10 protein-coding genes are annotated in these 26,459 nt (G+C 42.4%); all 10 read left to right on the top strand.

From position 1 onward, the window contains the following. Window positions 1-4: 4 nt before the first annotated feature. The 10 genes from I2I04_RS05280 to I2I04_RS05235 all read left to right on the top strand — a co-directional run bounded on the left by I2I04_RS05280 (window position 5) and on the right by I2I04_RS05235 (window position 26,457). The gene (locus I2I04_RS05280) at window positions 5-3,970 is read left to right on the top strand and encodes a two-component regulator propeller domain-containing protein (RefSeq protein WP_195654533.1); all 3,966 of its coding nucleotides are present in this window, start codon (window positions 5-7) and stop codon (window positions 3,968-3,970) included. Window positions 3,971-4,285: 315 nt separating this feature from the next. Continuing rightward, a complete protein-coding gene (locus I2I04_RS05275; protein WP_195654532.1) occupies window positions 4,286-7,435 on the top strand; it encodes a SusC/RagA family TonB-linked outer membrane protein in 3,150 nt (1,049 codons plus the stop codon). 20 nt (window positions 7,436-7,455) lie between these two features. Continuing rightward, window positions 7,456-9,399 (top strand): RagB/SusD family nutrient uptake outer membrane protein, encoded by a 1,944-nt coding sequence (locus I2I04_RS05270; protein ID WP_195654531.1) that lies wholly within the window; start codon window positions 7,456-7,458, stop codon window positions 9,397-9,399. A gap of 30 nt (window positions 9,400-9,429) precedes the next feature. Next, entirely contained in the window at window positions 9,430-10,794 is a 1,365-nt protein-coding gene (locus tag I2I04_RS05265) for a hypothetical protein (protein ID WP_195654530.1), read from the top strand. Window positions 10,795-10,802: 8 nt separating this feature from the next. Continuing rightward, window positions 10,803-12,182, top strand: coding sequence for a hypothetical protein (locus I2I04_RS05260; RefSeq protein WP_195654529.1), 1,380 nt, complete (start codon window positions 10,803-10,805; stop codon window positions 12,180-12,182). Between the two features lie 21 nt (window positions 12,183-12,203). Next, complete coding sequence (locus I2I04_RS05255; RefSeq protein WP_317192941.1) at window positions 12,204-14,525, top strand: GH92 family glycosyl hydrolase; 2,322 nt, start codon at window positions 12,204-12,206, stop codon at window positions 14,523-14,525. A gap of 50 nt (window positions 14,526-14,575) precedes the next feature. After that, on the top strand, window positions 14,576-15,967 hold the full coding sequence (locus tag I2I04_RS05250) for an alpha-L-fucosidase (RefSeq protein WP_143259088.1): 1,392 nt from the start codon (window positions 14,576-14,578) through the stop codon (window positions 15,965-15,967). A gap of 154 nt (window positions 15,968-16,121) precedes the next feature. Further along, window positions 16,122-18,875 carry a GH92 family glycosyl hydrolase gene (locus tag I2I04_RS05245; RefSeq protein ID WP_195654528.1) on the top strand — a complete coding sequence of 918 codons (2,754 nt, stop codon included), beginning with the start codon at window positions 16,122-16,124 and terminating at the stop codon, window positions 18,873-18,875. Between the two features lie 202 nt (window positions 18,876-19,077). Continuing rightward, window positions 19,078-23,037 carry a helix-turn-helix domain-containing protein gene (locus I2I04_RS05240; RefSeq protein WP_195654527.1) on the top strand — a complete coding sequence of 1,320 codons (3,960 nt, stop codon included), beginning with the start codon at window positions 19,078-19,080 and terminating at the stop codon, window positions 23,035-23,037. A 282-nt stretch (window positions 23,038-23,319) separates the two neighbouring features. Beyond that, window positions 23,320-26,457 carry a SusC/RagA family TonB-linked outer membrane protein gene (locus I2I04_RS05235; protein WP_143259091.1) on the top strand — a complete coding sequence of 1,046 codons (3,138 nt, stop codon included), beginning with the start codon at window positions 23,320-23,322 and terminating at the stop codon, window positions 26,455-26,457. Window positions 26,458-26,459: the final 2 nt, after the last annotated feature.

Genomic DNA, 26,459 nt, shown 5'->3' with positions numbered 1-26,459 from the left:
TACGATGAAAATACATCTGATTTTATTTTTTATAACACTGGCTGTCTCATTGACTGTCCGTGCAGATAAAGAGAACGAAACCTATTTTTTCCGGACCGTGAATTATCAGCAAGGACTCTCCAATAGTGCCGTATTAAGTATTTTCCAAGATAACGAAGGATTGATGTGGTTTGGAACGTATGACGGTGCGAATTGTTATGATGGAGAAAACATGGAAGTATTCCGCTCCGACTTTTCCGAGCAGAAAACATTGAGCAATAATATTGTGCACTCTATTCAACAGGCGGATAGCAGTTGCTTGTGGATGACCACGCATTCGGGAGCCAACCGCTTTTCAAAAGACTCTCGGCAGATCATTAACAATTACGATTTCGGAGGAGACTTTGTCATTCATTCCAATCAGAAAGGGAATACTTGGGTGTTGGGCTACGGATGGATTTCTTATTATAATACGTTTCACCATCGTTTTGTTAACATTCCGATGCCGGACATTCATATGCTGAAAGTCGATGTCAGGGCGTTTGTCACTGATGAAGGTGATTTGTATCTTTTCCCCTATGAAAGTGGTGACCTGTATCGTTTCTCATTGAGCGCTTTCGATCAGGATACTCTGTCCACCCAACTTACCACCGTTCCTTCCCATTTTCATCAGAAGCGGATAGAATATGTATGCTACCAGAATGGCGTGTTTTGCTTTTATGACTCCGACTATGATCTTTTCGTGTACGATATTTCAAGAAAGTCCAAGATTTATATTCGGAATATTGGTGAACTGGTTCGGAAGTATGGGCTTATCACCGGCATTGTGCCTTTTTATGAAGACATTATTTTAGCTTTCCATACCAACGGACTGATGCGTTTGTGTCTTTCCCAGCGATATGCGGAAGAAGTGATTGACCGGAATATGCGGATTTTTGGCATCTATAATGATCCCCGGCAGGGAGTTTTGTGGGTGGGAACCGATGGGCAAGGAGCGGTGATGTATTCGCGGAAATACACCATTGCCACCAATCTGATGTTGAGCAGCTTCTCTCCCAATTTAACTCGGCAGGTAAGGGCAATTATGACGGATAAACAGGGCGGCCTTTGGGTGGGAACCAAAGGAAACGGTCTGCTTCATGTGAAAAATTATCGTGACGGAGTGCGGGCGTCCGATGTAGAGGTCTATTCGTTGGACGGAAAACAGCCTGCGGTATCTTACGTGAGGCCGGAACGAGAATTGCGAATCTATGCTATGCGGGAGAGCCGTTATAGAAACGGATTCTGGGTGGGAGCCGCTTCTCCGGGTTTGTGTTATTATTCATTCGGCGACGGTCAACTTCATTCTTTGGCGGGAACTGATGCCGGAGTTCCGGTGGAGGGCGGTAATGAAGTACATTCCATCGTTGAAGAGAATGACAGTGTACTCTATCTTGCCACTTCGGGCGAAGGGCTTTGTAAGGTAGTGCTCGACAACGGGCATGGACAGTTTCGGATAAAGTCATTGAAACATTACAAATTCTACTACGAGCAACAGGAACTTAATCTCTATTATAGTATGGTGCCCCAAGGAGATTCCTTGCTGTGGCTGGGCAGTCAGCAGAGGGGATTGGTGCGTTTCAACCGGAAGACGGAAGAATATCAAGTCTTCTCTTTGAGCGAGATGCTGCACAAATCCGTGGATGATGTGCTGTGTTTACATTGGCGTCGTGGAGAGTTGTGGGTAGGCACTACTGCCGGTCTGGTGCGTGTCACTTTCAAGGAGAACAGGTTGGAACCCGTTCATGTCGGACGCGAGCAAGGATTGCTCAACGATATGATACACAGTATTTTGGAAGATGCCAACGGGCTTCTTTGGCTGGGGACGAACCGCGGTCTTATCAAGTTCAATCCGGACAATTTCTTTTCGCACGCTTATTATTATAGTGGCGGCATACAAATCGGAGAATTTAGCGACGATGCCTATTATCGCTGTCCTTACACTGGAAATCTTTTTTTCGGAGGAATCGACGGGCTACTCTATATGAACAAGAATGTGCCTTCCGCTCCGGAATATTATCCGGAGGTTTTGTTGCGCAAGTTAGTGATTGAGAAAACATTCGTTAATTTACAGGACCACTATTTACCGGACAGGAAAGGGTTGCAGATGAAAGGGGCGAAGGTGTCTTTTTCTCTTTCTTTTGTCGTGCCGGATTATACGAGTGACGGAGATGTAGAATACTCTTATATGCTTGAGGGGTATGATCGGGATTGGGGAGCATTTAGCAGTGTCAATGAGGCCTCTTATTTTAGTGTGCCTTCGGGCAATTATCTCTTTAAAGTGCGTTATAAGAAAGATGTGTTTGCTACCGAATACAAAACGTTTACTATTCCCATTTATATTCTTCCTCCTTGGTATAGGACGGTTTATGCATATATTGTTTATTTGTTGATCGGGCTTGTGCTCGCGGTATATGTTATTCACTTATTTCTCAAATATTTTCGTCATGAACGTATGATGCAGGAGTTGCTGGAGTGCGAAAGCCGTAACGCTTCATTAGTGGTAGATAGCTACAAGGAACGCGAGGTGCTCGATAACTGTACGCTCATTTACCAAGCTTGCGACCAGTTGAACGACAAGACACTTTCACCGGATCAGTATGCTGATAAAGTAGGTCAGATACGTGAGGCTGTTATGGCTTTGCTATTCGGGTGCGGGATTGGCGACGAGTGTTTTCGGCTATTGTCATCTCTACAATTCTTTGTTACAGGGCGACTGTCTCTTTCCCAGCTGGTGGAAGAAGTGCTTCAGATACTCGAAAAGGAAGGGCACAATGTCTCTTCCATCCGTCCGGATATTCCGGTGGATTTCACATTTCCTGTTTATAAGAATGCGTTGCGCTGTATTCTCTATTTCTGTGGTCTCTACTTGGCCGACAGGAATACCTGTGCGGTTTCGGTCAGTATGGAAGAAGACGAAAACCGGATGATGTTAACTTTCTTTTCTTCGGATGATACGGTAGAGGGGCTGTATAAGATATTGACCGAACCGGAATTATTGCCGATGAAAGGGAAAGATTCGGATGACCGGTTCCGTATTCGGACGATGCAACGTTTTGTGTTTTCGGCATTGAAACAGCAGAACTGCACACTCCGTTGTGTGATGGATGAAGCATCGGGCGGTCACCGGCTGACGATCACTTTTGAACCGGTGACTATCGCCACGCAGGATGGGATGAAGAAAACCGTTTTATTGCTGGAAGACCGTGAAGAGATCGTATGGCTCATTAGTGCTTTGCTTTCCGATGAGTATGACGTTCGTCCAGTGCGAAGCGTGCAGCTGGCGTTTGATGAGATGCACACTTCACCCCCTGTCTTGTTTCTGGTGGATATGCAGATGTATGCGGATGTTGAAAGTACGTTTATGAAATATGTCGACAAGAACCGTTCACTACTTTCGAAGACTGCCTTTATTCCGATGTTGACTTGGAAGGTTAGTACAGCCATGCAACGGGAGCTGATTCAGTGGGCAGATTCTTATCTGGTTCTTCCTTATGACATACCGTTCTTGAAAGAAACCATTCAGAAGGTAATCTATGGTAAACGGGAGGCTAAACAGGTGTATTTGGAAGAGTTGGAAGGTTGGACGAACTCCATTGTTTGCACCACTGCCGAGCAAGCGGATTTCGTCCGGAAGTTTCTGCAAGTGGTTGAGCGGAATTTGGACCGGGAAGATCTGGGTTCTACGTTCATCGCAGAACAGATGCTGATGAGTTCTCGCCAATTTTGTCGGAAACTCAAAGAAATATCCGGAATGACTCCAAGTGATTTGATTAAAGACTACCGGATGGAAAAAGCTGTTCGTTTGCTGCAGAATAAAGAATTGTCTATACAAGATGTCATTTCTGATGTCGGCATTTCTAGCCGCGCTTATTTCTATAAAGAGTTCACGCGTAAGTTTGGCGTGACACCAAAGGTTTACAGGGAGACTCATTTGAAGAACGAAGAGTAAAATTTTTTATTGTTTGTACATACTGGCGAGTATGTTTGAATATAATGTTGCGGGCGATAAATTGATCTATGCTGAACTATGCTGTTTTCCTAATGTTACAAGTTGTACTCTCCTTTTTCGATTTAATTATGTATTGTGTTGATTATTAGGCTTCTGATTTGTACTCTAAATGACCGGATGTACTTCAAACAGACATTTTTTTCTTCCCTTTGTTTTTGGCGTGTAGGAGTATTTCATTTCTTTTTGAATCCCGTTATTTTGCTGTCGTACAATTATTACATTTGATAACCTTATTATTAATTTAAAACAAGTAGTATGAATTTGTTTGAAATGAAAAAACATCGCATCAGGTCTTTGTGGCTGCTGCTATTATTGCTTACGTGTAGTGTAACAATGCGTGCGCAGGGCGGTTCGGTCACAGGACGTATCTCGGATGAGAAAGGAGAAATGCTCATTGGAGTTAGTGTACAGGAGAAAGGAACGACGAACGGTACCATTACCGATACAAATGGACAGTACACTTTAAAATTGTCAGCAGGGAATCCTGTTTTAGTAATCTCTTATATAGGATATAAACCACAGGAGGTTAAAGTTGGCAAACAGAAAGTGGTGGATATTGTTTTGGTAGAAGATGTATCGTCGCTGGATGAGGTGGTAGTGGTAGGTTACGGTAATCAACGTAAAGTGTCTGTTGTTGGTGCACAGTCTTCATTGGATGCTTCAGCTATCAAAATGCCTGCTGCCAAATTATCTTCAGCTATTTCCGGACGTATTGCCGGTGTAGTTGCTGTGCAGCGCAGTGGTGAACCGGGACATGACGAGTCGGATATCTGGATTCGTGGTATTTCTACATTAGTTAAAAATGGGCAGAGTTCTAGTCCGTTGGTACTTGTGGACGGTGTAGAACGTAGTTTCAATAATATTGATCCGGAAGACATTGAATCATTTACTGTGTTGAAAGATGCTTCTGCTACTGCCGTGTATGGTGTGCGTGGTGCTAATGGTGTGGTAATTGTAAAGACAAAACCCGGACACATCAGTAAACCGACATTTAGCGTGGATTATTATGAAAGTCTCACCCGCATGACTAAAAAGGTGGATATGGCCGATGCTTATACTTACATGGAAGCGCGCAACGAAGCACAAATGAATAAGAATAATACCATTGCTTATTCTCAAGCGTATATCGATGCTACGAAGAAATCGAACGGCTTGTTACCGAATGATAATCCTCGTTTGTATAATCCGTATCTGTATCCGGCCGTAGATTGGGCAAACGAATTATTCAACGATTGGGGACACAATCGCCGTGCCAACATCAATATTCGTGGTGGTGCGCCGAAGGCAAGCTATTATGCTTCATTGAGCTATTATGGCGAAAACGGTATGACACGTAACTTCAAGCTGGAGAATTATAATACGTCGATGAAGTATGAACGATACAACTTTACTTCAAACTTAAATTTGAAGCCTACAACAAAGACGGCTATTGACTTAGGATTTTTCGGCTATTTGGGACAGGGACACTATCCACAAAGCAGCGCTGCATCCTTATATGCCTCTTGTATGGATGTCAATCCGGTTATTTATCCGATGGTATTGCCCAATGGAATGATTCCGGGCATCAATACGCAGCAGAAATTCAATCCTTATGGTAAGTTGGCTCGTGGAGGTTATTATGATGAATTCAGCACTCAGTTGAACTCAAATGTACGTGTAAAGCAGGATTTGGACTTCTGGAAATGGAGCAAAGGACTTTCTGCTTCTGCAATGATAGCGTTCGACACCTATAATTCACGTCGTAGAAACTACAACCGTAGCGAACCAATGTATAAGTTTAAAGGAGCTACAGACGAAAACGGGCTTTGGATTGAAGATACCTTATTTGATGCAGAAACAGGGGAATATTTGTATGACGTATTGGGTGAAGCAGACGGAAACTTGACGCTTGACATTCCTACTCATTCGAGCAACCGCACCGTTTATACGGAGGCTTCTTTAAATTATGAACGCGATTTCGGTGCACATCGTGTAAGTGCTTTGTTGCTTTATAACCAGAAAATATACTGGGATTTAAATGCTTCTGATGTCATTGGAGGCATGGCTTACAAGCAGCGTGGTTTTGCCGGACGTGCTACCTATTCTTGGAATGACCGTTATTTTGCTGAATTCAATTTAGGTATTAATGGTTCGGAAAACTTCACCCCAGGTAAGCGCTACGGTACTTTTCCCGCATTCGGTTTGGGTTGGGCAGTTTCTAATGAGCCATTTTGGGAATCGTTACGCAAATATATATCATTCTTGAAATTCCGTTATACACATGGTTGGGTAGGTAGTGATACGGCTACAGGACGTCGTTTTATGTATCAAGGTGTATTTGGAGGTTTACGTGGCACTTGGTTTGGTACCTCGCATAGTGGTGCCAGCGGTTATGGCGAAGAAAAGTATGGTGTGAATGTCACTTGGTCTAAATCATGCAAGCAGGATTTGGGTATCGATCTGAAATTACTAAACGACAACCTTTCATTTGTAATTGACTTCTTTAAGGAACGCCGTGATAATATCTTCTTACAGCGAAGCACTGTGCCGAGCTATGCAGGATGGATTGAGAATCCTTATGCCAATTTGGGGGTTGTAGAGAATAAGGGGGTTGAAATTGCGCTGGACTATACGCAGAAGATTGGTAAAAACGCCTTCCTTACCGTACGTGGTAATATGACCTTCAACAAAGATAAGATTATAGAAAACGATCAGCCGCCTGTAGACTATCCATGGATGGAAACTCGTGGAACAAACGTGAATGCTATTTGGGGATATATTGCTGATGGACTATTTACCAGTCAGGACGAGATTGACGACCATGCCAAACAGTTTGGTACGGTTCATGTGGGTGATATTAAATATCGCGACTTGAATGATGACGGTGTGATTGACGATTACGATAAAACGGTAATTGGCCGTGGGGACGTTCCGAGAATTTATTACGGATTCGGAGCAGATTTGCAAGTTGGTAACTTCTCTTTCAGTGCTTTGTTCCAAGGAAACGCACAGGCTGACCGCTATTTGGACGGCATTTCTATAAAACCATTCTGGGATGATGAAGGACGCGACAACGTATTTGCAAATATTACCGACCGTTGGAGTGCGGACAATCCTACTAATCAGGACGTGTTCTATCCTCGTTTATCAGTGGGGAGCGACGGTAACAACAATAACGTGAAGCCAAGTTCATGGTGGGTGAAAGATGTCAGTTTCTTGCGTTTGAAGCAAGTTAACATTTCATACACGCTGCCTAAGAAGTGGACAGATCCGCTGTTAATTAAGAACGCACAGATCTATCTAATGGGAACCAACCTGCTCACGTTCTCTAAGTTCAAATTGTGGGATCCGGAATTGAATACATCTAACGGTACAGCTTATCCTAACGTATCAAGTTATTCAATAGGTCTTAAGTTTAATTTTTAACCGAGTCTAAAAAGAAAAGTATGAAAACAGAAATAAGAAAATATGTTGCAGCAGCTTTGATTTGCTTGGGGATGTCGTCATGCAGCGATTTCTTTGAGACTATTCCGGGCAAGCAGTTCGGATTGGAAGAAACGTTTGCTTCAAAGCAACGCACAGAGCAATATCTGAATAATGTATACAGCTATATTCGTGAGGTGGGCGATGTGCTCCATGTGGACGCAAACATGAACGGAGCGATTTTTACCGAAGCGTCATTGGAAGGAGCCAACCGTTGGAACAAGACGTATGCAGAATGGACAACAGGAGCGGCTACTGCTTCTTATAGCCAGGCCAGCCGCTACTTTACAGACTATTATCAAGCGATTGCCAAAGCAAGCACCTTCATTCAGAACGTAGACAAATGTCAGGAAGTAGGTGCTTCCGTACGTGGACGTTGGAAAGAAGAGGCGCGTGTACTACGTGCTTACTATTATTTTGAGTTGCTTCGCATTTATGGCCCTGTACCTTTGATTGGCGAAGATCCGATACCTTTGGATGCTTCTAAAGAAGAATTGATTAAGGTGCGCAACTCAGTAGATGAATGTGTGGAGTTTATCGCTAATGAATTGCAAAAGGCTATTGATTCAGGCGATCTGCCGAACCGAGTTTCCAAAAATAACTTGGGACGTATGGACGTAGGTATCTGCAAGGCTTTGAAAGCTAAGTTATATTTATATTGGGCAAGCCCGCTGTTTAATGGAAACACAGATATGGCATCTGTCAAAAACTTAGATGGCAAACAACTTTTCCCGCAGACGGAGGATCCCACTAAATGGAATAAAGCCAACGAAGCTTATAAAGAGTTCTTCAACTTCGCCATTTCGCAGAACTACGGGCTGACGAAAGTATATACGAATGGTAAGCTCGACCCCTACAAGTCCTGTCGTGCTATTGCTGCTTTCTATACGAAGAACTATGATGTCATCTTCAACGAACTGATTATGGTAAAATTGCGCGACCAATGGGACTACACTTACTGGACTTGTCCTAAGTTCTCAGGTTTCGAAGACACTAGTGTGAGCGGTGGTGGAGGTTATTATACTACACAAGAAACAGTGGATATGTTCTTTACAAAGAATGGGCTGACAATAGACCGTGACCCCTCTTATAACAAATTTGAAGGAGTACCTTCTGCTAGTAACTTTACTTCCGGACAGTGTTATGACGAGAATGATACCGAATTGAAATATTTCGATGCAGACAATTCGTATGTATTGAAACAGTGGAAAGACCGTGAGGCACGTTTCTATGTAAATGTCACTTACAATGGTTCTATCTGGCTGAACCATGGCAGTCAAAACGAAGAACATCGTACGGATTTTACAAATGGTGCACGTGGAACCTGCGGTAAATCGAAAGCTTCCGGTGACTGTCCCGACTCAGGCTACCTAATCCGTAAGGGAGCAAAAGCTACGGAAGATGACGGTTTTAAAATGTTCTCTCCCACGCTTCGTGTGGCTGATATGATTTTAGGATATGCTGAAACACTCTGTATGTGTGACGACTTGGAAGGCGCACTATTGCAATTGAACCAGATTCGTGAGCGTGCCGGTATCCCCGAATACTCATTCACTAATGAGGGCGGGAAAGTGTTTTGTCCGAAGACAAAGAATGACTTGCTCAACCGTATCCGTCGCGAACGTATTGTGGAGTTGGCGTTCGAGTGGAACCGTTTCTTCGACGTTCGTCGTTGGAAAGTGGCCGAAGGCAACAATGATCCCGATCACTGGATTTATCCCGAATATCACAAAGGTGGCGAGGGTGGTAATGTGTACGGTATGAATATGGATAAGGATTATCCGGACTTCTTTGCACGTACCCTGCTCGAAAATCGTGCCAACTTCTCAAAGAAACAATATTTCATGCCGATCCCTTACGATGACATCCGTCGTATCCCCGAATTGGTACAGAACTTAGGTTGGTAAATTTAATTGTTAAACACATTTTTAGAAGTAATGAATACAAAATATTGGAAAAATATGGCATTGGGGCTTTTGGTGTCGTTGACCATGAGTGGATGCTATGGCGAGGAAGACGGATATCAGATTCCTGACATTTATAAAGGAAGCTGGGAAAGCCCGAAAAATGGAGCTATGGTAGCAGGTTATGCACCTGCTCCAATTTCCGAGGCAAAGTATGATGATTACCTGAACGAACTTTACATCATTTGGGACGGTGGTAACGATGCGTGGGAGAAGAAAAACGAGTATGTGGGAGCCGAAGTAGAGTTCGCTTCCCTGCTCACCGAAACAAAAGAGAAACGCGTGATGATTCCCAACATAGGCGATTTCGGTAACCTGACCGTGAAGAGAGACAACGGACTGCCGAATGCTACGCTGAACTTGAGTCGTTTCCGTACAGTAGTGGTTACTACCAAACACGGCGCACGTGATTGCCGTTTCCGCTCTATCTACGTAGACAAAGAAGGAAACAAACAATACAGCGACTGGACAAATTTGAGCGAACACCTTGCCAATGCAGAGATGACGTTGAATATGAATTATATGGCTTGGAAAGAGTTTCGAGAACGTCAGAGCAATCCGCTGAAAATACATTTTGAAAGCAACTCGAATTTACGTACTGTAGAATGGCTGTACAACAGATATAGTGGTGCGGACGCAACGCAGGAAGAGTTCCGCAAATGGTATTATATGGACTGTGCTACCATGTCGTTCGAGCCTCACAACATTGCTTGCGACCCTTACGAAAATTTGACTTTCATGATTAAGAAAGAACAGACTGGAGGGGCTTATGCCTTCGACTATCCAAGCCATAATGAAGGACGTTGTATTGTTTATCCGGCATCGGAAAACAATTTGACCAGTGACGCCTGGTGGTTACTACCCGATATGCAGGCTGTAGTGATGCACGAAATGGGGCACTGTGTAGAATGGATGCCCCACAAAGGACATTATGAGAAGAAGGGTGAAGATTGCGATAAGCAGGGATATCAGGAAGGGTGGCCGGATGCAGTGAAAATCTCCAACGGCGGATTCTTCGGACTCGCCACGGAAGGTCAGATTAATGAATACAAAGCTGCGATTGAGAAACCGTATAAAGACCCGCAGGATAACAAGGTTTATGTTTGGCAGATTGATTATAACACCTCTGGCGCTTTCATGAGCTGGCTGCGAATTTATAACGGTGACTTTGTGCGCATGCTGCCATGGACTGTTAAGATGGATGCACTGACTAACGACTGGAGTTTGGAGTATGCAGTGAAATATATCCTGAAAGAAAGCTATCCTGACATGTCTATGGAAGACTTATGGAATGAATATGTGGCTGAAGTAAAGAAATTCTTGAACAATCATCAATAAACATAAACATGAATAAATTATCATATATATACGGTGTATTGTGTATGTTCCTTTTGTGGGGATGCAACACAATTGATTTGAGTGACGTAGGATATGGCGAGAGTGATCGGTTGAAGTCATCGGATGTGAAAGAAGTACTTTATAATGCGTCGGAGGGTTGTTGGATGACTGAATGTGAGGGACGTGAATTCTTCTTTCAGTTTAGCAAGGACGGAACGGTAATTCTTGATTCCGATTTCTTGGAACAAGCAATAGAAGTGAAGACTGCTTTTGCAACAAGTGGTAAAGCGGTAGAGTTGACCATTGATAAATGTAATGTTCATTTTCAGAACTTAAGTCCGGAATATGTGGATACGAAATTTATTATCACTGAAGTTCCGGCAGTAGACGCTACTAGAGCAGAGGAAAGCACTAAACTGATATTGGTCGGTGTGGCTACCGGCAGAAAGATGGAGTTGCATACGGTGGCGAAAAGTTATATAGAGACTAAAGTGGCACCTAAAGCGGAGTTTACAGAATTATTTGCCAAGAACCTATTGGATAATCAAGTGATTTGTGATGCTTCCGGCAATCTGATCGGCTATTATGGTTTGGCATTGGCTGGTGTTTCAGATGTTTCTGTGAAGATTGTTACGCTTGAAAATAAGAGTGGAAATGATGTGAACGGGCATACGCAATATTACGAATCAATGCTGATAAAAGAGGGAAAAGTATTTAAATTGAAAACTCCGGTGGAAGGAATCAAGGCATTGGATGGAAATACTTATGCGTTTAAAGCCATAGATTGTAGTGGCGAAACGGTGGTTGTTGAAGGAATGTCCGGTGTGACATTCATTTCGAACAAGGATGCTGTAACTGATTTTGATTACGTGACGGCAGGCAAAGAATTTTCGTTCTGTAAGGAGCAGAATAAGGGTGCTGCCTGTGATGAAATCTGGGAATGCACAAAAGGTTCTTTCACAGATGGCGGCACTATAGCGGACATCAACCTCATGAAATATGACTTTGGATGGAAAAATGCGGATTGCACGCAGCGTCCGTTGGTCATTTGGTCATGGTGGTTTGCAAACCTTGCTTTTAGAAGTAGTGAACCGGGAGCTAATATCCGGGTGAACAATGTGGATAAAGATTGGATACGCTTCACTAATTTGTCGGGTGAGGGTGAAACTTGCGGTAATACGATGAGCCCTCAACAGGTAAAAGATATGAATGCATACACCAAACCTTTGTTAGATACTTGGTTTAACGAGAAAGGGCTGTTTGTGGTCCGTTATGACCGCTTGAAGGTAGCTGGTGATAATAAATTCTACATTTACTTGTTGTGTCTGGATACAGATGCTACCGAGAACGGTGGTATGTGGATGAAGATGCAGAGAAAGGAAGAATAATAAAACTAACTTTTTTAGATTGTGAGAACAGCGAAATACATACTTTGCCTTATCGTTTTTGCCACCCTCTGCGGAAATGGTGTAGGGATGGCAGCCGATAAACACTTGTCTCGTTATGTCAATCCCTTCATCGGAGCAAGTACCAGTATGGAATTGGCCGGAAGTTATCATGGTTTGGGAAAGACTTTTCCGGGAGCAACCACCCCTTTTGGGGTGGTTCAGGTAAGTCCTCAGACGATAACTGGAGGCGACCATGCACCGGGCTACAGCGATGAACACCGAACGATAGAGGGTTTTGCCTTTACACAAATGAGCGGAGTGGGTTGGTATGGTGACTTGGGCAATCTGCTGACCATGCCCACTACTGGTAGGTTACAGGTCATAGCCGGTCGTGAAGACGGCTCCATACAGGGGTATCGCTCGGCTTACGATAAAGCGACGGAAAAGGCTTCGGTTGGATATTACAGTGTGGCTTTGACCGACTATAATATTAAAGTGGAAACTACAGCCGCTCCGCATTGCGGTATGCTTCGGTTCACTTATCCTGAACATAATCAGTCGCGCATACAGATAGACTTGGCGCGGCGTGTAGGTGGTACTTCTGTGGCTCAATATGTACAGGTAAAAGATGAACATACCATCTGCGGATGGATGAAGTGTACACCCGAAGGAGGTGGTTGGGGGGACGGCTGGGGACAAGCCAACTACACCGTTTACTTTTATGTCGTGTTCAGTAAACCGCTGAGGGACTACGGTTTTTGGAGTGCTGACATCCCCGACGGATGGAGCCGCAGAAACGGTGATGTGGTGAGCGTACCTTATCTGACGCAGGTGTCGAAAGCTGTCGTTACCAAAGGCGGGCGTGAGATGGAAGGCAAGCACATCGGCTTCTTTACGGAGTTTATTACGCAGGCAGGCGAGGAAGTGACGATGAAGGTGGGTATTTCGTTTGTTGATATGGACGGTGCGGAACGCAACTACCGCAGCGAAATTGCTCAAAAAGACTTTAACCAAGTGCACAAAGAGGCTGTAGCAAGTTGGGACCGTCAGCTTTCGCGAATGGAAGTGAAAGGAGGAAGCGAGGATGAAAAGACAATATTCTATACGTCCCTCTATCACACCATGATCGATCCTCGTATTATAGCTGATGTAGACGGACGTTATACGGGAGGAGATGGAAAGGTGCATCGCAGTGAAAGCTTTGCCAAACGTACAATATTCAGCGGTTGGGATGTATTCCGTAGCCAATTCCCACTCCAGACTATTATCAACCCGCGTATGGTGAACGATGAAATCAACTCGTTGGTGTCGTTGGCCGAGGAGAGTGGACATGAATATTACGACCGTTGGGAGTTTCTGAATGCTTATAGTGGTTGTATGATTGGCAATCCGGCGATATCTGTATTGACGGATGCCTATCTGAAAGGTATCCGTCAATACGATGTGGAAAAGGCCTACCGCTATGCCCGCAACACTGCCGAACGTTTCGGCAATGGTGAGCGAGGATACTCGGTGATGAGCGTGTCGAAGACGTTGGAATATGCTTACTTTGATTGGTGCCTTGCACAGCTTGCCAAGGTCTTGGGACACGAAGACGATGCACAATTTTACAGCAAACGGGGGCAGAACTACCGTAATACGTTCAATCCGGAAGTGGGATGGTTTTACCCGCGTCAGGAAGACGGTGCATATGCCCCTTGGCGTGACGATGCGCGCACAGCCTACAGTTTCGGCTGCGAAGAGTCTAACTTGTATCAGCAGGGCTGGTTTGTTCCGCATGACGTTGACGGCATGGTGCAGCTCATGGGCGGCAAGGAGAAAGCATTGGCAGAGCTGACTGCGCTTTTCGACAAGGCTCCCGAGAGTATCCGCTGGAATGATTACTATAATCATGCCAATGAACCGGTGCATCTCGTACCTTTCCTGTTCAACCGCTTAAATGTTCCTTGGCTGACGCAGAAATGGACACGTCGCATCTGTGAGAATGCCTACCACAACTCGGTAGAAGGAATGGTGGGCAATGAGGATGTGGGACAGATGTCGGCATGGTATGTATTGGCGGCAGCCGGCATACATCCCTCTTGTCCGGCGACAACGCGCTATGAAATCACTAGCCCCGTATTCGACGAAGTGCGCATCCGGCTCGATAGTGATTACTTTAAAGGAAAAGAGTTTGTTGTCCGGACCCGCAACAATTCGAAGACGAACTGCTATATACAGCGTGCCCGTCTGAACGGTAAGGAGTATGATAAATGTTACATCGACTTTAAAGATATTGTGGCAGGCGGAACGCTCGAACTGATAATGGGAGATACGCCCGGAAACTCTTTAAAAAATAACTAAATAACCGATAACAAATTATTAATGTATAACTACAAAAAACAATGAGAGTCATGAAAAAACTTTTCGCACTTATCTGTTTGTGTATGGTTGCAGCACTGCATACCAATGCTCAGACCAAATCACTACACCAATTACAACAGGAGTTTGTAAATCTTCGTTGCGGTATGTTCATTCACTTTAACATGCCTACTTTCTTCAATGAAGATTGGCCGGATCCGGATGCTTCTCCTGAACTTTTTAACCCTAAAAAAATGGATTGCAAGCAATGGGCAAAAGCTGCAAAATCTGCCAACATGACTTATGGCTGTTTGACCACTAAGCACCATAGCGGTTTCTGTATCTGGGATACCAAGACAACTGATTACAGCGTAATGAGCAGCCCTTTCAAACGTGATGTAGTAAAAGAATATGCAGATGCGTTCCGTGCCGAAGGATTGGAAGTAATGCTTTATTATTCTATCCTTGACACACACGCTCGTTTGCGTCCGAACTGTATTACACCGAAACATATTGAGATGATTAAAGGACAGCTCCGTGAACTGCTGACAAACTACGGAGAAATCAAAGCTATCATTATTGATGGTTGGGATGCACCTTGGTCGCGTATCTCCTATGATGATGTTCCTTTCGAGGATATCTATCGTCTGATTAAATCGATTCAGCCTAATTGTTTGGTGATGGATCTGAACGCTGCAAAATATCCTACTGAAGCTTTGTTCTACACGGATATCAAATCTTATGAACAAGGAGCCGGACAACACATCTCCAAGGAAACGAACCGCTTGCCTGCGTTGTCTTGCTTGCCTTTACAGCAGAATTGGTTCTGGAAAGAAAGTTTCCCGACTACTCCGGTGAAATCTCCGGCACAAATGGTAAACGATAATATTATTCCGATGGGAAAGGCATATTGCAACTTTATTCTGAACGTAGCTCCCAATAGAGACGGTCTGTTTGATGCCAACGCTTTGAAGGCATTGAAAGAAATCGGAAAGCTATGGAAGAATGACGGCTATGTGGCTGATGTGCCGGCATGTGACGCTCCCATTATTGCTTCTAACATAGCCAAATATCGTCCGGCAGAAGGTGCTTGGAGCAGTGACTACGCTATTTTTGATTTTGCAAACGATGACGATTTCGGTACTTGCTGGAACTGCAACGACAATGTGAAAGACCCTTGGTACTCGGTTACACTTGAACGTGAGAAACCTTTCAATATGATTGTCATTACTGATCGTAATAATGATCGTTTACAAGAATATAGCCTTGAATATCGCACAGGTAATACTTGGAAAACGCTGTTTGAAGGTAAAGCACCTACTTCTCAGCGTGTGAAGATTCATCGTTTCGATACTGTATGGGGAGATGCAGTACGCATGAAAGTACAAAAATCGAATGGTACTGCCTCAATTGCAGAGTTTGGTATATATTGCGAACGAAAATAATATTGTTGTAGTAAGCATTGTTTGAAATTTAAACTGAACACTGCTTTTCTTCGCTGTCTGGTACATGATTGTTTGAGTCTGGTGACTTCAGGGATTATGTACCAGACAGACAGGAGATAATAATGAAAAACTTATTAATGTATAATCAATAATTATGGCTATATTACGATTACCGGTTTTTCTTATAGCGTTATTTTTTATGTGTATGGTGTATGCTTCTCCATATAATATAGCACCACAAAGCCGGGTAAGTGCATCTTCCGTACTTGATGAATTTCACAAAGGGGAAAATGTGACTGATCGACAGATTCGCGTTATAGGAAAGGGAGAATGGGCTTCTAAAAGTGTAGAGACTTTCTGGGGAGCAATAGATTATCCTTGGATCCAATTGGATTGGGACCAAGAAGTGTATATTGATAAGGTGGTATTATACGATCGCCCGGAAGAGAAAACACATACAGCAAGCGGTATTCTTCATTTTAGTGATGGTAGTCGTATCAATGTTTGGGAAATCGCTAATGACGGTAGACCCAAAGTTGTCACATTTCCAGCAAGAAAAACTCGGTGGCTTCGTTTTGAGGTAACCGATGGAGATGGAGAACATCTTGGTTTGTCGGAGATAGAAGTTTATCCGGCTCCGGAAAATTATGAAGATTATGTTTCCTGGGTAGATCCTTACATCGAATCAGCTCGCGGACGATATTTCTTTTTTATCACAGGCAACCAGCCCTTTGGTATGATTGGAGCTGCACCTTTAACCCGCAATAAAAATCAATATGGAGGAGGATATAATTATAATTCTACGGAAGTACTGGGGTTTCCGCAAGTACATTGTTGGATGTTATCTGGACTGACTCTCATGCCAACCACCGGGCGAATTGATCCAACATTAGGAGAGCAGCATTGGAAATCACCATTTAGTCATGACGGAGAGGTGGTGCAGCCGGGATACCATCGTCTTTATTTAGAAAAATATGATACATGGGTAGAACAAACGGCGACAGACCGTGCCAGTTTTTATAGATTGACATATACCAAAGATTGCGAAGCGGATATTCTACTCAACTTGGGTGGGTATGTAGGGACATCTACGATGGTTAACGCTCAGGTAAAACGTAGTGGACCAAATGAAATTAGTGGATCTTTTGATACTATGGGACGTTTGTGGGGAGGTCCTGATGTGGTCAAAATATTCTTTGTTGCTCAATTCGATCGTCCTTTCAATGAATTAGACGGATGGGCAGGCACTGATTACAAACATGATATTAATGAAATACAAGGTACTATGGATAGCAAACCGCAGGTTGCAGGATGGTCTTATTATGACGCGTCTACATCTGGTGTTTCTGCTAAATATAAAATGGAAGCGGGGGATAGGTTGCAAGTTAAGATGGCTATCTCTTATGTCAGTGTAGATAATGCGAAAGAGAACCTGGAACAGGGTTGTGATCATTGGGATTTTGATCGTATTCGTCGGGAATCGCAGTTAGAATGGAATGAGTGGTTAGGTAAGATAGATGTAAAAGGAGGTACTGATGTACAGAAAAAGAAATTTTATACAGATTTGTGGCATACACTTTTGGGACGCCATAAAATAGACGATTTTAATGGAGAGTATCCGGATTATACACAGGGTGTGCGCCAAGGAACACATACTTTACAGGCTCAAATGACTGTGAAGCAGCTTAGGAAAGATAAGAACGGACAATCGATACATCATATGTATAATTCTGATGCATTTTGGTTAACTCAATGGAATCTTAATACACTTTGGGGAATAGCTTATCCGTCTGTTTTGGATGATTTTGCAGCTTCTCTTATCGAATATGATCTGAATGGTGATTTATTACCACGTGGACCTTGTGCCGGTGGATATTCTTACATAATGAGCGGCTGTCCTGCTACATCGCTTATTACAAGTGCATATCAGAGAAATATTACCCATAAATGGTCACCTAAAGTCGGTTATAAAGCGATGAAAAAAAATCATGCTAAAGGTGGTATGTTAGCGTTGGATATGGATAATGAATTAGACTTTTATGTGCAGTATGGCTATTGTCCGGATAATGCGGGATTGACTATACAATGGGCATTTGAAGATTGGGCTTTGAGTGAAATGGCTGACCGTATGGGAATGAAGAAAGATTATGCTTATTACCGTAAGCGTTCATCGGGCTGGTGGACTTCTTTTAATAACGAAAAGAAGTTGATTCTGCCGCGACATAAAGACGGCACTTGGTTACATACTGATTTGACAAGTGGCAGCGGGTATATAGAAGCTAATGCATGGCAAGCTACATTCGGTATTTCACATGATATACCTCGTTTGGCGGAACTTATGGGAGGAAATGATAGCTTGTGTTCTATGCTGAATTATGCTTTTGAACAGGCTTCTTCCATGGATTTTGTATATGGTTATGGAAGTGGAACCGTTAGTTATGCCAATCAGCCGGGATGTTCTAATGCTCATGTCTTTTCTCATGTCGGAAAGCCGTGGATGACGCAATATTGGGTGCGTAGGGTGAAGGAACAAGCTTACGGAGCTGTTACTCCGGATAAAGGTTATGGCGGTCACGATGAAGATCAGGGACAGATGGGAGGCATAGGAGTTTTGATGGCAGTGGGATTATTCAGTCTTGACGGAGGTTCCCGGCAAAATCCGGTGTATGATATCACTAGTCCTATTTTTGACGAAGTGACAATACAACTGGATACTGCATATTACAAGGGGAGAACTTTCAAAATCAAGACATACAATAATTCTTCAACGAATTGTTACATACAGCGTGCCCGGTTGAATGGTAAAGAGTATAATTCTTATCAACTTCCTCATATGGTGTTGGCACAAGGGGGTATACTTGAATTGTGGCTGGGGGATACACCCAATATACAATGGGGAGTATTGTAGTGAAATATTAATGGAATTTGTTTAATTGGGGGTATTAATATGTTTGGAAATGCGTCTATTTGATAAAATAGATTGCATTTTCCGTATAAAAACGTATCTTTGTGTGAAGTGAATTAAAGACATCGATTATTAGTGGCAATTTTTTTTCGTGTAGCGAAACAAAACATATAAGCGATTGCCTGATATTTAATAGATGATATTAATGATTAACACAATGAAAATACGCTTGATTTTGTCTTTTGTTTTATTGATTTATTCATTGGTCTGTCAAGCAGATGGCGGTAAAGATTCATATATCTTCCGGAAAGTAGATTATCAGCAAGGATTATCCAATAGTGCTGTGCTTTGTCTTTTTCAAGACAATACAGGGTTGATGTGGTTCGGTACATACGATGGTGTCAATTGTTATGACGGCAGAAACATGGAAGTTTTTCGTTCTGATTTTTCAGCCCCCAAAGCTTTGAGTAATAATGTAATCCATTCTATTCAGCAGGCAGATAATAATTGTTTGTGGATTTCTACACATTTGGGGATCAATCGTCTTTCACAGGAATCGCGGCAAGTTGTCGGATATTATGACTTTACAGATGATTATTATCTACATTCCAATTCTAAAGGAAACACATGGGTGGTGAGTCATAATGGGATTTTCTATTATAATACATCTTACAAACGGTTTGTACAGATTAAGAATTTGAAAGTATCTGTAGAGGATATGGATAGACGGGCATTCGTAACGGATGATGGCGTTTTGTGGATTTTTACTCAATATACAGGGGAGCTGTTACAGGTTTCGCAGGATGCTTTTGATTGTGACACATTATCAATTCATTCAACTGTTTCATCTACTAATTTTCATGCAAAACCTATTGCAGATGTCTTTTATCAAAATGGTGTTCTTTGTTTTATCGATAGTGAACATGATCTTTATGTTTATGATATTTCCCGACAATCTAAAATTTATATTCGTAACCTTTCTTCATTAGTGCAAAAGTATGGAACAATTGCAGGAATAGCTCTTTTCTATGAAGATATTATCATTGGGTTTAGAACGAATGGGTTAGTCCGTCTCCGTACATCACAAAAATATAAAGAAGAAGTGATCGACCGGAATGTACGTATATACAATATTTATCGAGATCCTCATCAGAATGTGTTATGGGTTGCTTCAGACGGACAAGGGACGATTATGTATGCGAAAAAATATTCTATTGCCACCAATTTGATGCTCAATCAACTGTCACCTAATTTAAGTAGGCAGGTACGTTCTGTTATGACAGACAATTGTGGTGGGCTATGGTTCGGGACGAAAGGTGATGGACTGTTGTATGTACCGGATTATCGTAAGAGTGAGGAGGCTTCTGCGGTTACAGTCTATTCTCCTGAAGGCAAACAAAGTGTTGCGTCTTATATACGGTGGAATAAAGAATTCCCCGTTTATAAATTGGTTCAAAGCCGTTACATGGATGGTTTTTGGATAGGATCTGGTGATCCGGGACTTTTCTATTATTCTTTTGAAGATCAAGCTTTGCATTCTGTAGAGAACCTGCCGGCACAACCCACCGAGATACATGGTATTTATGAGGAAAATGATAGTGTACTTTATGTGGTGACAGCCGGTTCCGGTTTTCATAAACTGGTACTTGAGAAGCAGGCAGGTGCCGTTCGTTTCAAGTCGCAAAAAAAATATCATTTTTTTCATGGTCAGCGAGAAATTACGATGTTCTATCCAATGCTGCCCGAGGGTGATTCAATTTTGTGGCTTGGCAGCCGCGAGAAAGGACTCGTACGGTTTGATAAGCGGACAGAAGAATATAAGGTGATTTCTTTGAAAGAAATACTTCATAAGTCGGTAGATGATGTACTTAGTCTGTATCGGACCAAAGAAGGGCTGTTGTATGTGGGGACAACATCAGGATTGGTATGTCTGAATTTTAATGGGAAACAGATGAAAGCTACCTATATCGGACGGGAGCAAGGTTTGCTTAATGATATGATTCATGGTGTACTTGAAGATGAAAACGGACTCTTATGGCTTGGTACGAATCGGGGACTGATTAAATATAATCCGATAAATGGCTCATCACATGCTTACTTTTACAGTGCAGGTGTTCAGATCGGTGAGTTTAGTGATGATGCTTATTATATGTGTCCATATACACAGGAACTTTTTTTCGGTGGGATTGACGGGTTGCTTTATCTGGATAAAGAGGTGCAGGCTGCTCCGGAATTTTATCCGGATATTTTGTTGCGTAAGTTGACTGTTGGACATACGCAAGTGGTTCGGGGAGATGGAGATTATTATACGGATGATGGTAAGGCATTGCAGTTGAAGGGGACGGAGGTTTCGTTTGCACTTTCTTTTGTTGTTCCGGATTTTTTATCAGGAGAAGACATAGAATACTCTTACCAGTTGGAAGGATATGATAAAGACTGGACATCTTTTAGTAGTATTAATGAGGCCTCATATACGGGAGTGCCGGCTGGTGATTATATCTTTAAGGTACGTTATAAGAGAGATGTGTTTGATACAGAATATCGGCATTTTTCTATTCCGGTATATATCCTCTCTCCCTGGTATCGTTCAGTGCCGGCTTATTTTGTTTATTTTATTATTTTCCTGTTGCTGTTGGGGTACGTGATATATTTGCTACGTAAAAACTACCTTCAGGAACGGATGATGAAAACACTGATGGGGACAGAAAGTTGCCGGAAATCCGAAACCGTTTATACTGACCGTAGGATACTTGAAGATTTTACTCTTATTTATAATTATTGTGACCAATTGCGTGCAGAGAATCTTTCTTATGAGCAGTGTCTTGAGAAAGTGTCACTGATACGCGAAACGGTGATGACCGCACTTCTTAATCCTGACACTCTATGTTTGGAAGAACTTAAACAATTCTTTCCGGATCGGTTTATTGTTTCTGCACGTATGAGTATACAGGGAGTTTCTCAAGAGGTGTTACGTACGTTAGAAGAACAAGGGATTGATCATTCTTCTATATCGTCAATGATTCCGGAACATTTAACATTTCCAGTTTACAAGAACGCATTGTACAGCATCCTTTATTGCTGTTACCTACGGATTACTGAAATGAAAGGTACCCATGGCGTAATAGTAGAAATGTCAGAACAGGATGGCAAGATGCAGCTACATTTTTCTTCTAAAGATGCTACTGTGAAAGCATTGTATGAATATCTTTCTGATAAAGCTTCTTCAGTAACGGAGAAAGATTCTGATCATGTGTTTGCTGTACATTTACTATTAGGTTTTGTACGGTCAGCTTTGGAACGTATTCATGCCGTTCTTCGTTGTGATACTGATGAGAGTGGCAGCCGGTTGACGATTATCTTTGAACCGGCGGTCTTGACAGTGGCAGGTGAACAAGGGAAGAAAACTGTGCTTTTGTTGGAAGACAGAGACGAAATGACTTGGTTAATTAGTAATTTCCTGGCTGATGAATACGTGGTTCATCAAGTAAAGAGTGTGCAGCTTGCTTTTGAAGAAATTCGCCGGTCGGCTCCGGCTCTATTACTAGTGGATATGACAATGTATGCGAATGCTGAAAGTACTTTTATGGAGTATGTTAGTCGGAATCGTACCCTGCTTTCAAAGACGGCTTTTATTCCGTTGTTAACCTGGAAAGTTGGTTCGGCCATTCAGCGGGAGCTGATCTTGTGGTCTGATTCTTATATTGTACTTCCTTATGATATATTATTCTTGCGGGAAGTTGTTCATAATGCTATTTATGGAAAGCGGGAAGCAAAGCAGATATATATGGAAGAACTGGGAGATTTGGCGGGACAAATTGTCTGTACAACTACCGAACAGGCTGATTTTATTCGCAAACTGTTAAAGGTGATTGAAGAAAATCTGGACAAGGAAGAATTGGGTTCAACGTTGATAGCCGATCGTATGGCAATGAGTTCCCGTCAGTTCTATCGTAAATTCAAGGAAATATCGAACACTGCTCCCGGTGAATTAATAAAGAGTTATCGTATGGAAAAGGCAGCTCGTCTGTTACTTGATGAAGAACTCTCTATTCAAGATGTTATTATGGAAGTCGGTATTTCCAGTCGGTCTTATTTTTATAAAGAATTTACCCGTCGATTCGGGATGACACCGAAAGATTATCGGGAACAGCGAAATGTATGTTGATTGTCAGGCTAAATTCTTTCGTATAGGTGACTAATCGGGAAACATTGTTATTAATTTGTTTGTCACTATCTTGTGCTCTAAATGCCTTTTTATAATTTTATTCGATTGATTATTAATGCTTTAGTTTGTGCTCTAATTTACCATTCTGTGCTTTGGATATGTATCTTTATTTTGCCTTTTTTTTGGCAAAGTAGAGCATTTGCCTTTTATTTGAATAACCTTTATTTGCAGTAATCTTTTTAAAAGGGATTAACCTTATTACTAATCAAAACTAAAGGAATTATGAATGAAAAACTAAAGTATCTTACCTTATTTATAATAGGTATGATGTTGAGTTTGAGTATTAATGCTCAATCTGTAAAATCAATCTCCGGTACGGTAACCGATGATCAAGGAGAGGCGGTTATCAGTGGTACGGTGAAAGTTAAAAACGGCAGTACTGGAACAATCACTGACATTAACGGTAAATACACCCTCTCTGTTCCTTCCAATGCCACCTTGGTATTTTCGTATATTGGTTATATCACACAAGAATTTAAAGTATCGGAATTAAAGAGCAATGTTCTGAACGTAGTTCTGCAATCGGATACGAAAGCACTGGACGAAGTAGTAGTTGTAGGTTATGGTACCATGCGCAAATCAGACTTGACAGGTTCCATTTCCACAGCCAAAGGTAAAGACATGCTGAAAGCGCAGTCTTTTAATGCGCTTGACGGATTGAAGGGTAAAGTGGCCGGTGTGAATATCTTCTCTAATACTGGGCAGCCGGGTGGAGAATCACGTGTCATCATTCGTGGTATTTCTACTATCAACGCATCGGCTTCACCGCTGTATGTAGTTGATGGAGTGGTAATGTCAAACTTTGAGTTGCTTAATCCGAATGACATCGAATCTATCGAAGTATTGAAAGACGCTTCCTCTGCTGCCATCTATGGTGCCCGTGGTGCGAATGGTGTTATCATGGTGACTACCAAGCGCGGTAATGCAGGAAAAGGAGTCCATGTTTCCTATGATGGTTCATTGTCTATCGGTAAGATGGCTAGAAAAATAGACGTAATGGATGCTAACGAATGGATGTCTACCTTCAAGCAGGGATTGGAAAATGCCAACGAATTTCAAGGTAAGAACTTCACAACTGATCTGTCGCAGATATTCACTGACGAACGTTTGTTCAATGCAGACGGTTCTCCGAAATATAATACCAACTGGCAGGATGAAGCATCCCGCACTGCAATTTCTCATAATCACCAAATCAGTATTCAACGTACTGGAGAAGGATCGTCTATCGGAGCATTTATCAATTATACCGATCAACAGGGTATTTTGCTGAACTCTTACTTCAAACGTATTAACGCAAAACTGGCGTATGATGACAAACCGACCGATTGGCTGTCTACTTCCGTCAATTTATTGGTAAATCATACTTGGGGTAATAGAACTTCTGATAACCCTTACGGACAAGGTGCATTGCGTACAATGATTGAGCAACTACCTTTCTTACCGGTTAAACTGGATGGTGAATATACACAGACGAACATTATTAATACAAGCTCTATTCTCAATAATCAGGCTGACCCTAATAGTGGAAAACAAGGATTCAGCCCGGAAGGTGTAGGTAATCCCGTTGAGTTGCTCGAACGGATGCAGGCTATGCAATATCGTACGCAGATTTTTGGTAATGCTGCTTTGACTTTCCATCTCATGAAAGGATTGGATCTGAAGACCCAGTTCGGTATCGATTACCACAATAATCGTGACGCTAACTATACGCCGTTCACTCCGCGTCCGATGATTAATCAAAGTTCCGAGGGAGCAGCTTCTGCAAATAACTCCAATTCTTTGTATTGGCAGGAAGAAACCTACTTGACTTATGTGAAAGATATAAACAAACATCATATTAATGCGATGGCAGGTATGTCTTGGCAAGAGTATAAATATACCAAGTTCGAAGCTTCCGACAGTAAATATATTGATGACTTCTACGGATATTATAATTTAGGTTCCGGAACGAATCGTCCTTCTGTTGGCAGTGATTACGACAAGTGGGCAATGAACTCTTATTTCTTGCGTCTGGCGTATTCTTATGACAACAAGTATATGGCCACCGTAACCGGTCGTTATGACGGTTCTTCCAAGTTTGGACAGAACAATAAATATGCATTTTTCCCGTCAGTAGGTTTGGGCTGGATGATTTCTAATGAAGACTTCTTGAAGGACAACTCGCTGATTAGCAAACTAAAATTACATACGTCTTACGGTGTGACGGGTAACTCGGAAATCGGTACTTATAAGTCATTGGCCACGGTAAGCCAGTCGAATACGATTATTGGTGATGCTTTGCACGTTGTGTCTTATCTGGATAATATGCCTAATCCTGACTTGAAATGGGAAAAGACTGGACAGTGGGACTTAGGATTCGAGTTGGGTTTATTCAATAACAGACTGAATTTCGATATTTCCTATTATTATAAATATACTTCAGATTTGTTGCTCGACCGTCCGGTTCCTGAATCAACAGGTTACTCTTCCATTATGGATAATATTGGAGCTGTTTCCAATCGTGGTGTAGATATTCTAGTTACAGCATATCCTATTCAGACACATGATTTCCAGTGGACTTCCACTCTTAATTTAGGTTTTAACAAAAATCGTGTAGAGAAACTGGATGAAAGTGCATCTGTTGATCCTGTCACCGGTAAGCGTCAGATTACAACCGACGGTTTTGTGGGTTACGATATGTTGATCCGTGAAGGTGAAGAGCTTTCTTCTTTCTATGGTTATAAGCGTGCCGGTATTTACGATGGTATTCCGTCTAACTGGGATCCGGAGACAATGAACATACCTTCCACTATCGGTGAAAAGGTAACTTATAAGAAACGCGAAATTATCGGTAACGGATTACCTGACTGGATGGGCTCATTCATCAATACCTTCAATTATAAAGGATTCGATTTGACTTTAGACTTCCAGTTTACATGGGGGGTAGACGTGATGCAAGAATATTATCACTCTACTGTAGCCCGTTTCCTGACTAACGGTATAGATCGTCTTTATAAGGAAGCATGGCATCCAACTCTCAATCCGTCGGGTAAAGAACAGGCAATTCGTCTGAACAACTTTGGTCAGGGAGCTAATAACCAGGCAGATGATGACTGGGTTTGCAATGGTTCTTATTTGCGTTGTAACATGATTCAGCTCGGATATACCTTCAATCCAACATTGATTAAGAAGATCGGTCTGTCTTCATTGCGTTTGTATGCGAATGTGAATAACGCGTTCCTGATTACTTCTAAGGACTATAACGGATACGATCCGGATAACTCATCTCGTTTAGGTGACAACAAATGGGGGGCTAACCGCCAATTCTTCACCTATCCGCGTCCGAGAACGTTTACGTTCGGTCTTAATGTAGCATTTTAATT

The sequence above is a fragment of the Bacteroides sp. 1001136B_160425_E2 genome (genome assembly GCF_015559655.1).
Lineage (GTDB): Bacteria > Bacteroidota > Bacteroidia > Bacteroidales > Bacteroidaceae > Bacteroides > Bacteroides luhongzhouii.
This window is presented reverse-complemented; position numbering and strand designations above follow the sequence as displayed.